The organism is Bartonella sp. AD328YNZD (assembly GCF_042196425.1).
In genome coordinates this window covers 1-11,703 of the sequence record NZ_JBHIQG010000032.1, presented here as the reverse complement: position 1 = coordinate 11,703, position 11,703 = coordinate 1, and the positions used below count along the sequence as shown (strand labels likewise).

The following is an 11,703-nucleotide window of genomic DNA, read 5'->3' as shown; positions in this document are numbered from 1 at the left end:
CAAAAATCAAAGAGATTTTTGGCAAAACCGCCCAAACATCTTGGTAATTGTGCCAAATATCTGAGTAATTGTGCCAAATGTCCGAGTAATTGTGAATGGAAAAACCTACTCTTATCTCCTTAAAAAACATCAGCCGTTGTTTTAACAAAACGGCTGGTGTTCCGGTAATTAATAATCTCTCTTTAAATATCCATGCTGGTGAAATCCTTGGCATTATTGGTCGCAGTGGAGCAGGAAAATCAACACTTATCCGCTGTTTAAATGGGTTAGAGAAGATTGATGCAGGGGCCATTTTTTTTGAAGGTGTTGATATTTCCAATCTATCAGAGATAGAATGGGCGCCTTACCGTCAACGAATTGGGATGATTTTTCAACATTTCAATCTTCTCTCATCGCAAAATATTCTTGATAACATTGCATTGCCGCTTAAATTAAGTGGTGTAAATAAAAAACAACGCCACAAACGTGCCCTTGAACTGATTGAATTGGTTGGGTTATTTGGGAAAGAATATTGCTATCCAGCACAATTATCTGGGGGGCAAAAACAACGCGTTGGCATTGCTCGTGCTCTTGCTGCTAATCCTAAAATATTATTATCAGATGAAGCCACTTCTGCTCTTGACCCTGAAACAACACAATCTATTCTAGAGCTCCTTGCTGATATTAATAAACACCTCAATCTCACGATTGTGCTCATCACCCATGAAATGGAAGTTGTGCGCACCATAGCGCATCGCGTTGTTGTTCTTAATCAGGGAAACATTGTAGAAGAAGGACGTGTGAAAGACATTTTTACATCACCGCAAGACGATACAACCATAGCCATGCTCAAGCTTGTAACCCCGCAACTTCCTGAAAAATTTGCGAAAAATCTCAAACCAATCGGACGAGAAGCTGTCATTGAAATTAATATTGCCGGTGAAATTACCCAGCAGCCTTTTCTTCATCTTCTAGAAAATGAGAGTGGTTTAAAAGCACGTATTTTGCATGGTGGCATTGATACAGTTCAAGATGAAACCATCGGGCGACTCTTCTTGGCTCTTCCTGGAGAAGATAAAGAAGCTTTAGAAAAAGCTGTTCAATGGTTAACGAAAAAAGGACGATATTGTGAGGTCTTAGGCTATGTTTAATGTTCTGTCTCATGAACTTCCCCAAGCTGTTATTGATACAATATTGATGACACTTAGTGCTTCTGTTATGGCATTTATTATAGGACTTCCCCTTGGTCTTCTTCTTCACACAACAGCACGCGGAGGGATTTTTTCCTCATCTCTCATCAATCGCCCTTTAAGCATGATCATTGACAGTATTCGTGCCATTCCCTTTATTATTCTTGCATTTTATCTTCTGCCCATAACGCGTATCGTTGTAGGAAGAGGGATAGGAATGCCTGCTGTAATTTTTATACTGACCATTTCAGCTATCCCTTTTTATGCTCGCATGGCGGAACTCTCTTTTAAAACCGTTGAAAACGGTCTCATTGAAGCGATCCGCTCGATGGGTGCAAGTCGTCTTCAAATTATCAGACATGTTCTTATTCCTGAAGCTCTCCCTAGCCTGATTACAGGTTTTACAGTCATGGTCATTTCTCTTATAGGAGCCACCTCACTTGCTGGATATCTTGGTGGAGGCGGTTTAGGGGATATGGCAATCCGCTATGGCTACCAACGCTACAATACCTTCATCATGACCATCGTCATCATCCTTTTGATCGTGCTCAATATTACAACCCAATGGACTTCTGATAAAATCGTACAAAAACTTGATAAAACAAAACATTAAAAGACTTAGAATTTCACATGCCAATACCATCATCCTCTTTGCCACTTTCCAAGTGTACCAACCCTTGCCTATCGAAAACGCTCATAAGAGATTAGGAACTTTTTTCTTAAACAGTTTTTATCTCTCCCCATCCGTTTGTAACATGAAAGAAAATAGTTTTAATGGCTTTAATATAAAAGGGGATAAAATAAGAGATCTCATAGTATGTGAGACTCTCTTTAAATTAAGACATTGACCACAACCTCTCCAAACCGTAGATAACACATTGAATTTATAATGATAATATGGTGTTATTCATATTGAACGAGAACTCTGAATACCGTAAGATCCTCTCATTCCCAATTTGTTCCATATAGAATCAACCAAAACCTCTCTCTTGCACGTTACAAGCGGGAAGAGCCGTGTGAGTAAAAAAATACAAGAAAGGAAGGCATGCCTCTTATGAATTATCTCCAGCGCCAAGACCTGTCTTAACATTGGCGGCTAGCATATAATATGATAATAGTATCGGTTTTCTTCTTCACAAGCATAAAAATATGAGGGTGCTCAATGGCTTTATCGTTATACTATTCACAGGCGCCATTGCGAAATGGGTGTGACGAGCGTTGAGAGACATTGCTTTAAAATAAGCCTGTGAATTGGCAACGTAAGTATATTCCATTTGAAGCGTTCTGTTTTACGTGATGGGTATGATCCCATAAAGAACGCTATAAATAAAAGCGCGAAGCAATGCACTATCTTCATTAGAAAACTCCTCTTCAAAACGATCTAGGAAAGATAGTAACCTGCTATGGCTATCAACGCTATGATAGCTCGATCATATCTATTATCCTATAGATTATTCTCAATATCATCATTGAAGAAACTTCTAATAGAGTTGTATAAAAATTTTGTAAAATAAAGCACTCAAATAATCTAGATATTGGAAGGTTTTTCTTCCACAACAGCAACGATAAGCCATTGAGCGGTAAGAGCTGGTTTTTTTAATTTTTCAATTTCCACCGTAACCCCATAATGGAAAACCACTCGACCAGAAGGGCGAATTTCTGCGTCGTCTAACACAAAACGCGCACGTATCCGTACCCCTGTTTTCACAGGACTCATGAAGCGTACTTTATCGAAACCATAATTAATCCCCATTGTGGTCCCTTCCAACTCAGGAAGAGTCTCATAAGCGAGCGTAGACAAAAGCGATAATGTTAAAAAACCATGAGCAATCGTGCCACCAAACGGTGTTTGCTTAGCCTTTTCCTCATCAACGTGTATCCATTGATGATCATCTGTAGCGCATGCAAACTGATTAATCATATCCTGTGTAACAAGACGCCACTCCGATAATCCTACTTCCTTCCCAATAAAACTGGTGATATCTTGTACTGCTATTTTTTGCTGCATAACGCTATTCCTATTTTATTCGATAAAAGCCCCCCTCTTGCTTTTATAAAATCCATTGATTAGAGCATCAAGAATAAAAGATTAATTGTCTTAAAAACAAATGCACCTTATGAATGAGAAAAGTTCTTTAGCAGAATAGTTTTCAAATAGGAAAAAAGAATGGCAAGCAATGTGAACCTAACAGGTTTAGCGCATGATTTGAAACAACGTGCAGAAAACCATCCCCCCATCCGTATTGGACTGATTGGTTGCGGTGAAATGGGGACAGATTTATTATCAAGTATTGCGCATATGGATGGTATAACAGTCGCTGCTGTAGCCACGAGGACACCATCACGTATTTTTGATGCCGCTACACTAGCCTATGGCGAAGATGGACATGTCTGTGAAATTGAAAATGCTCATGCTCTCACGCAAAGCATTGAAAATGGTTTGATTGCAGCGACAGATGATATTGACCTTGTTTTGCGCCATGAACAAATTGATATTATCATTGATGCAACAGGCTATCCCGAAGCAGGAGCAGAAATTGGTATCAAAGCGCTTGAGAATAACAAACATCTTGTCATGATGAATGTTGAAGCAGATGTTACAATTGGCGCTTATCTCAAACATGAAGCAGAAAAACGAGGGCTCATTTATACACTTGGTGCCGGCGATGAACCAACTTCTTGTATGGAACTCATAGAATTTGTTTCAGCTCTTGGACATAAGATTGTTGCAGCAGGTAAAGGAAAAAATAATCCTCTGCGCTTTGATGCTACACCTGATGCTTACGAAGAAGAAGCATTCCAGCGTAATATGAATGTACGCATGTTGGTTGAATTTATTGATGGTTCCAAAACGATGGTTGAAATGGCAGCCATTGCCAATGCCACCGGCCTTCTCCCCGATTGCCCAGGAATGCATGGACCACGAGCAGCGCTACAAGATTTAAATAAAGTGCTTATTCCAAAGCAAGATGGAGGCATTTTACAGCGATATGGTGTTGTAGATTATTCAATAGGTCAAGGTGTTTCACCAGGTGTTTTTGTGATTGCAGAAATAGCACACCCACGTTTACGCGAGCGTATGGAAGATTTAAAAATTGGTCAGGGGCCTTACTTCACCTTTCATCGCCCCTATCATTTAACAGCAATGGAAGTTCCCCTTACCTGCGCACGTATTATGCTTTATGGAAAAAAAGATATGGTCCCTCTTAGCCATCCCGTAGTAGAAGTCTGTGCTGTTGCTAAAAAAGATTTACATCCAGGTGATCAGCTAGACTTTATCGGTCTTTATACTTATCGTGCTTGGATAATGAACATCGCAGAAGCACGCGCTCACCACGCCATTCCTTGTGGTCTTTTGGAAAAAGCAACAGTAACAGCTGCAATTAAAAAAAACGAACTCATTACAGTACATAATACAGCCATTCGTGAAGATCAATGGATTGCACGTCTTCGTGCTAAACAAGACCTTTTACTTCATTACCCTTCTTCCACTAAGCTATAAATGCTCCTGAATTACCTTACTTAACAGTATCCTTCCCTTAAGCAACAGAATAACCCAGAATACACCTCTATCGCAAATACAGGTTTATATTTTAATAAAAGCATTTTCCAACGATGCACATCACCACTTCCCTCTCACAATATGTCCTGTAAATGCGACAATATAAACCACCCCATGAGATGGCATAAGATTCATTGTGTATCACTATCTTTACTCTATGAAGATACAAACCAGCATCATCATTTATTTGCCAATATTACAACAGCCCTTGAACCTTAGAGATAATTCATGAGAAGAATTTTTACTCTTTTTTCTTTAATAATTTTGTCCATACACGAACACAACTTGTTATACATAAAAAATACTTTTTATGGATTTAACATCAACAAATTTGAAATGATAAATAATAATTTCTCATTTTTCTTATTGCGTGAAAGCCATGAATACAGGGATACTTTTTTATTTTATCCCCTTATGAAAGATAAAAAAATTTAAAAAGGATAAAATATACCTTTGATGAATAATCTTCATATGAGAAAAGGTAGACAATATTAAAAGACTGATAAAGATAGTAAGTATACTATCCTTATTACTAGAAAATAACCATAAACTGTAAAAAAATCAGGTTACACTAATTTGTAAAAAAAACATAAATGTAGGATCTTGAACTTTAATAATGTTAATAAAAGCTACATTTAATATTAAGAGTAGTGATTTTATTATCTAGTATAGTATAAATAATAAAATATTTATTTTTTTAAATAATGAAGTGAACAAAAAATCCTCGACTCTGTCGATGAGCTTTCTACTAAAGTGTAATGAATATTCCAAAAAGAGATACAACAGCACCTAATACATCCCCAATACATAAAGAAGCAAGAAGTGATAAAATACCTATCCCCCCCCAAAAGGCTGAACCTGAAAAGGCAGCAGCTTTTTCAGGTTTCCCTAAAGCAACTTCATTTTGTCCTTCAATGTTATGGATAACAACCCTATCTACCGCTTTAACAACCGCACTTTTTTCTAATGTAGAAACAATTCCTCCCTCTTGAAATTGATTTTTTACAAAACTTGCATTTCCCTCTATAGTTTGTACAAAAAAAAGAATAAATAGTGTAAAAGTAAATGAACATACACGATTTTTAAATATTTTAAACATAGCTTTCTTTGCTCCTCTTTTTCTTCACTGAAAAAATGAAAGAATATTCACATATATAAAAACCAAAACTTATATTTAATCTATTTAATCATTTATATAATTACACATAAATAAAATATTATATGTAATTTTGTTATTAACAAATAACACATTATGTATTACATGTAAAGATAAAAAACAATAAATGATAAAAATAATAAGAATTTGTTAAATTTATTATTATAAGAAATATTACGAAACAAATTCATTTAAAAAATTATATAATAGAGCTTTTATAAATAATTTAAAATGTAATTAATTTTAAAGAATTATAACATTAAAAACTTTCAATATAATGATAGTGCTTGTCTATTATTTCAATAAAAATAAATAGCACTTAATGGATTTTTATTATATCACTCGTCAGTAATATTAAAAAATAAAATTGGTAGAGAATAAAAAAACTTGATCTAAAACAAATATATCATAATAAATAAATCTTTAAATAGTATACTATTTTTCTATAAAATAGGTATAAATTGTAACAAAATATTGACTTTCAAACCTAACAAAACAAACGCATAAAATAAGTAAATCTATCAGATTGACAAAAACATTATAAGCAATAATTGATCTCCAACAAACTACCTAAAATTAAATAAAAAGAGAGTCATGAAAAATAAGTTGATCCCACAAAATACTGAAAAACAACTTTCTTTATTAATTTTTATAAAAGTTATTCCATATTTTTCGTCAATATTGTAGAGCGTAGCCTTATTTATATTTTGAGTAATTATATTTACTCTGTATTAGTAAAAAATAATTCTCTTTGAAATAAATTTTTGTAATATTCACATAACTGTCTGCAATTTGTGCAAAATGAATAATAATAAAGAATTGATCAAATGCTTGAAGGAAAAGTGATAGAGAAAATTACTAAAAAATTACATTTTTGAAATACTAACTTAAGTAGCGCATTGAAAAAATAACGCCATAAAACTGATATTGAATAATAAATTTATTGTTTTGCCTGTTGAATGAGAAAGCTAACGATTATAAAACTCTCTTATATTTTAACTCTGTTTATATTGAATCAATCAAATTTCTTCACTTGCAAATCACAAACGAGATCGATGTGTGTATAAATACACTTGAAGAAAGGAAAATATTACTTATGAGGTATCTTAACTATCAAGCGCTGTTAACATAGTATTGAAAACTGGCAAAGTGAATGATGGTGCCCCTTTTTACTTTTAAAGTGTAAAGATGGTGGAACACAATAGATTTTATATTATAAGGTTTTACCCTTATACCATTCACAAGCTGCGTCGTGAAATAGGCTTTGGTGTACTAAATGTTTCTTTAAAACAAGCGTGTCGATGTGCAACACAATGGCGTTCTGTTTATCATGTATCCAACGGTGTTTCTTTTTGAATCATCTTATAAACTGCTCTCTGAGAGAGCAAATTCTATCTTAGTGAATTCTTCCCTTTATATTCATTTTTTCTCATGAACACTAAAGTCTGTTAATACACTATCCAAAATAAAATCAATCAATTTCTATTCTTTTGTAATATAGATACGTACACTTAACTTAAGAATTTAGGAATGCTGATTGAAACCAAAATCTGTTCTATCGTAGTACTCATAACAACAAAAATACTTTGACTATTCTTGCTCCATAGCAGAAAGAAGCATATGCAGCTTTATCAAAACTTTCACTTTAATAGACAATAGAAAAATCAGTTTTCATTACATGATGTGAAGTATTTAATATGCCCGAAGATTTACTTGTCAAAAACAAGAATACATATCAAAAAATCTTACAAGAGATATCTATCTTGAGAAGAGTCACCTCATATTACATCAACAATTGAATTGGCTTTTTTCAATAAAAGCTTCACTGTTTTTAACAAAGCTCTCATTTTTATAACATCCCTCTGTAATGTAAAAATATGATATTTGCATTTCTTTTATATATAGACTAAAAAATAACTCTAAAGCCTTTGATCACTTTATCTCTGTTGACTTCTCTTTTGGGCATTAATTTATGGTATCTAACCCACCTTTTCTCGCTCTTTTACCTTTAGGTGCACATGAATATCACGGAGAGCACCTTCCCTTTGAAACCGACTGGATTATAGCTGAAGCATTTGCAAAAGCTCTCACTTTACAAACAAAAGAGCAATTCCCTATCGCACTTTTACCAGTTGAAAAGATTGGCTATTCCATAGAACATATGGATGTTACAGGTACACAAACCCTTACCTTTTCTGATGCGATTAAGCGATGGATAAAGATTGGTGAAAACTGTTATCACAAAGGGATCAACCGTCTTCTTCTTCTCAATGCTCACGGAGGCAATTCACCTTTAATGAGCATTGTTATCACCGAATTACGAAAGCGTCTTTCCATGCTCGCTGTAGCAACAAGCTGGAGCCGTTTTGGTTTACCACAAGGTCTCATGGAGCCATCTCAACAACATCTTGATATCCATGGAGGTTTTATCGAAACCTCTCTCATGCTTTATTTAGCACCGAAAAAAGTTCATATGGAGAAGGCAAAAAATTTTCATAATAAGCAAGCAGATATGATTGCCAATTATCGATATTTACGCGCTTATGGTCCTCATGCCTTTGGTTGGACAATGCATGATCTAAACACGCAAGGTGCGGCAGGAGACGCAAGCAAAGCAACACCACAAGCCGGTGAAGCAATCTTTTCTCATGTTCTGTCTCAGCTTCGTGATTTACTTGATGATATCCATCGATTTAACATAAACACATGGCAATAAAGAACAATAAAAGGTCCCTCCATGGAAAAAATACAGCCCAACAAACTTCCTGTTACGGTTCTCACAGGCTATCTTGGCGCAGGAAAAACCACACTTCTCAACCGCATTCTTAGTGAAAATCATGGCAAACGTTATGCCGTCATTGTCAATGAATTTGGTGAAATTGGTATTGATAATGACCTGATCATTGAATCAGACGAAGAAATTTATGAAATGAATAATGGTTGTGTTTGCTGTACCGTACGTGGTGATCTCATTCGCATTTTGGAAAGTCTCATACAACGTTCTCATCGATTTGATGCGATTATTATCGAAACAACAGGGCTTGCTGATCCCGTCCCTGTAGCACAAACCTTTTTCATGGATGATACGGTCCATGAAAAAACAGCTCTCGACAGTGTCATAGCGGTCGTTGATGCAAAGCATTTGCCCTCTCAACTAAAAACAAATCGTGAAGCTGAAGATCAAATTGCTTTCGCAGATATTGTTCTTTTAAATAAGATTGATCTTGTTACTCAACAAGAACGCAGCCATGCTGAATCTCTCATTCTAGCTATTAATCCTCGCGCTATACTCTATACAACACAGCGCGCCGATATTCCTCTTGAGACACTCCTTAATCGTGGTTCTTTTGATCTCCAACGGACTCTCGATCATGAGCCTCATTTTCTCGATCACCAACATAAAGACCAACACGCCGACCATGTATGTGGTCCCGATTGCGATCATGACCATCATAACGTATCCACCCTTCATGATATTACCATCACTTCTGTAAGTTTAAAAACAGGCGCTTTGCAACCAGAAAAGTTTTTTTCTTGGATTCAACAGGTTACGCAGCAACAGGGGCCTAATATCTTGCGTCTTAAAGGCATTATCGCCTTTCAAGGAGACGATGATCGTTACGTCATTCAAGGGATACATATGCTTCTTGAGGGACAACATCAACGCCCATGGCGTGAAGATGAAAAACGAGAAAGCCGTCTTGTTTTTATCGGACGCTCTCTTGATGCCAAACAGTTAAAAACTGGTTTTGAAAATTGTGCATGAGTAAGTAATAATGCCAAACATTACCCATTATTATCTCAAAAGTTACTGCCTTTCCTGCGGTTTTATAGGCAATAAACCAGCCTTTGTTTCCGTAGAAGGTTTCATTGTTTTTTTAACCCCAACCCCACAAATCGTTGAGGTTCACCAAGGAATAATTTCAAGCCATTTTTCCCATGACAATACCGCAATCATCACAGGGGGAGAAGATGGAAAAGTCTGTCAAACAACCGCAGCGGATCACACAGAAGTGTTAAGCCAAAAAGAACGCAAATGGATAAACAACGTTGCTTTTGGACCACAAAAAGCTTTTGCCTTTTCCTCCTCTCGTCTCGCATTTGCACAGGTTGGAAAAGAACAGCAAGAGCTCACGCATGAACGCAGTGTAGAAGGCCTAGCTTTTGCCCCAAAAGGTTTACGACTTGCCGTTGCCCATTACAATGGTGTTACTCTTCATTGGTTATCAACGCAAATATCTCCTACCACATTGGTATGGAAAGGAGCTCATTGTGGTGTCACCTTTTCACCAGACAACCGCTATGTCATTTCCACGATGCAAGAAAATGCCTTGCATGGCTGGCGTCTGACTGATAATCAGCACCTCCGCATGAGTGGCTACCCAAGCAAAGTCAAAAGCTGGTCTTGGAGCGCCAAAGGAAAATGGCTAGCAACCTCAGGTGCCTCTGCTGCAATTATTTGGCCCTTTCATACAAAAGACGGCCCCATGGGAAAAACACCTCTAGAACTAGGCACACAAGCAAATGCGCTTGTGAGCACCGTTTCATGCCACCCAAACAAAGAAATTGTAGCAATAGGCTTCAATGATGGAATGATTTTAGCCGCATATTTTCATGATGGAAAAGAAGTCCTTCTAAAAGGTTATGGGAAAAGCGCTATCTCAGCACTCAACTGGGATCAAGCAGGGCACAACCTCGCCTTTGGAAGCGAAAATGGTGAATGTGGTATAATCAATATCACTGATTAAATTACACCAACAAGCGCAATCATCGCTGATAAAAAATGCCCACACAATCCTCCAGAAATCTTATCCCCTTGCATCTCTAGAGCTCTCAGAAATCCTATCTCCCTAATCTCTCCCCCCAAAAGTCTCCTAAAATCTTCGTAATCATTAAATCTTCCCTCTTCCTTTCCTGCACCCTTTCGACAAGAAAATACCTTAAACATGTTTTTGACATTTTAACATTGCTACCCCCATACAAGAATAAAAACATCACCCCTAAGACCGCCCCCTATCTCCCTATAAACATCTATATAGGCTACATACTTCCATAACAGCATTTTTCTTAAAAATTTGGCAAAAAATAGCTGATCTCATCATTAAAACAACGATTTATTCCTACGATCAGAAGAAGGGAATTCAACACTATTTTCCTAAATAAAAAGTTTTTTGAGTTCCCCCTCTAAAGAACAAAGTTTCCTACGAGCAGCCTTCTACACTTTAGTTTCTTGCCTAGAAAATTCTATCTAATAATCATTTCATGGAGCTTCTATTACCGCCCTCTGTTCCGGTATCACCTTCATCTCCAGATTCTGTTCCTTCTGCTTCTTCCCCTGTTGAACCAAAGCCTTCTGAGTCCTCTGATGCTTTGGAACCTTCGTCTAATCTCTCTATACCGCTTGATGTTCCGCCTGAGCTAGGTATTAGAGCTGTTGTTCCACAGGTTCCAACTTATCTTCTTTTGCCAAATGCCTTATTTCATGCTGGTTTAGTGGATATGATCACGCAAAATAAGACGTTGGAGATAATGCGGAATGCTTTTCATTCTTCTTGGAAAGAGAATGAAAAGACAGCCTTTTTTCTGCGTGCTTATGGGGGGAGCCATCATTATGCTTCCAATTTATCTGCTTTTGAATATGGCTATGGTGCTGAGCTCGATTATAATGCACTTGAAGCAGGTGTTTTGTTAAACGAGATTGAGAGTTTATATGGTCGTACATTCTTTGGAGTTTTGGGGAACTATGGAAATCTTTCTCTACACCCTCAGGATGTTGAACAAAGCAAAAAAAGCGCATTTAATAAATGGTCTGTTGC

9 protein-coding genes and 1 pseudogene are annotated in these 11,703 nt (G+C 36.6%); 7 read left to right on the top strand and 3 right to left on the bottom strand.

Annotation, left to right across the window (positions count from 1 at the left end):
* Positions 1 to 95: 95 nt before the first annotated feature.
* Together ACFIO3_RS02950 and ACFIO3_RS02945 are read left to right on the top strand one after the other, a co-directional pair.
* The gene (locus tag ACFIO3_RS02950) at positions 96 to 1,130 is read left to right on the top strand and encodes a methionine ABC transporter ATP-binding protein (RefSeq protein ID WP_375614753.1); all 1,035 of its coding nucleotides are present in this window, start codon (positions 96 to 98) and stop codon (positions 1,128 to 1,130) included.
* Positions 1,123 to 1,782, top strand: coding sequence for a methionine ABC transporter permease (locus ACFIO3_RS02945; protein WP_375607360.1), 660 nt, complete (start codon positions 1,123 to 1,125; stop codon positions 1,780 to 1,782). The genes ACFIO3_RS02950 and ACFIO3_RS02945 overlap by 8 nt, the downstream gene beginning before the upstream one ends.
* Positions 1,783 to 2,697: 915 nt before the next feature.
* Here ACFIO3_RS02945 and ACFIO3_RS02940 read toward each other — a convergent pair.
* Positions 2,698 to 3,177 (bottom strand): MaoC family dehydratase, encoded by a 480-nt coding sequence (locus tag ACFIO3_RS02940; protein ID WP_375607361.1) that lies wholly within the window; start codon positions 3,175 to 3,177, stop codon positions 2,698 to 2,700.
* Positions 3,178 to 3,336: 159 nt separating this feature from the next.
* Here ACFIO3_RS02940 and ACFIO3_RS02935 point away from each other — a divergent pair, with 159 nt between their 5' ends.
* Positions 3,337 to 4,671, top strand: a complete 1,335-nt coding sequence (locus ACFIO3_RS02935) for an NAD(P)H-dependent oxidoreductase (protein WP_375608716.1) — start codon at positions 3,337 to 3,339, stop codon at positions 4,669 to 4,671.
* Positions 4,672 to 5,479: 808 nt separating this feature from the next.
* Here the strand turns inward: ACFIO3_RS02935 and ACFIO3_RS02930 are convergent.
* Positions 5,480 to 5,830, bottom strand: coding sequence for a hypothetical protein (locus ACFIO3_RS02930; protein ID WP_375607363.1), 351 nt, complete (start codon positions 5,828 to 5,830; stop codon positions 5,480 to 5,482).
* 2,029 nt (positions 5,831 to 7,859) lie between these two features.
* Here ACFIO3_RS02930 and ACFIO3_RS02925 point away from each other — a divergent pair.
* The 3 genes from ACFIO3_RS02925 to ACFIO3_RS02915 are packed head-to-tail and all read left to right on the top strand — an operon-like array spanning position 7,860 to position 10,635.
* The gene (locus tag ACFIO3_RS02925) at positions 7,860 to 8,603 is read left to right on the top strand and encodes a creatininase family protein (protein ID WP_375607364.1); all 744 of its coding nucleotides are present in this window, start codon (positions 7,860 to 7,862) and stop codon (positions 8,601 to 8,603) included.
* Positions 8,604 to 8,624: 21 nt separating this feature from the next.
* The gene (locus ACFIO3_RS02920) at positions 8,625 to 9,653 is read left to right on the top strand and encodes a CobW family GTP-binding protein (protein WP_375607365.1); all 1,029 of its coding nucleotides are present in this window, start codon (positions 8,625 to 8,627) and stop codon (positions 9,651 to 9,653) included.
* Positions 9,654 to 9,663: 10 nt separating this feature from the next.
* Entirely contained in the window at positions 9,664 to 10,635 is a 972-nt protein-coding gene (locus ACFIO3_RS02915) for a WD40 repeat domain-containing protein (RefSeq protein ID WP_375607366.1), read from the top strand.
* Here ACFIO3_RS02915 and ACFIO3_RS02910 read toward each other — a convergent pair.
* Positions 10,632 to 10,835: a hypothetical protein gene (locus ACFIO3_RS02910; RefSeq protein ID WP_375607367.1), complete on the bottom strand. Its 204-nt coding sequence runs from the start codon at positions 10,833 to 10,835 to the stop codon at positions 10,632 to 10,634. The two genes, ACFIO3_RS02915 and ACFIO3_RS02910, sit on opposite strands and share 4 nt — an antisense overlap.
* A gap of 332 nt (positions 10,836 to 11,167) precedes the next feature.
* Here ACFIO3_RS02910 and ACFIO3_RS02905 point away from each other — a divergent pair.
* Positions 11,168 to 11,703 (top strand): annotated as a pseudogene (locus ACFIO3_RS02905) (autotransporter outer membrane beta-barrel domain-containing protein); the annotation flags it as partial.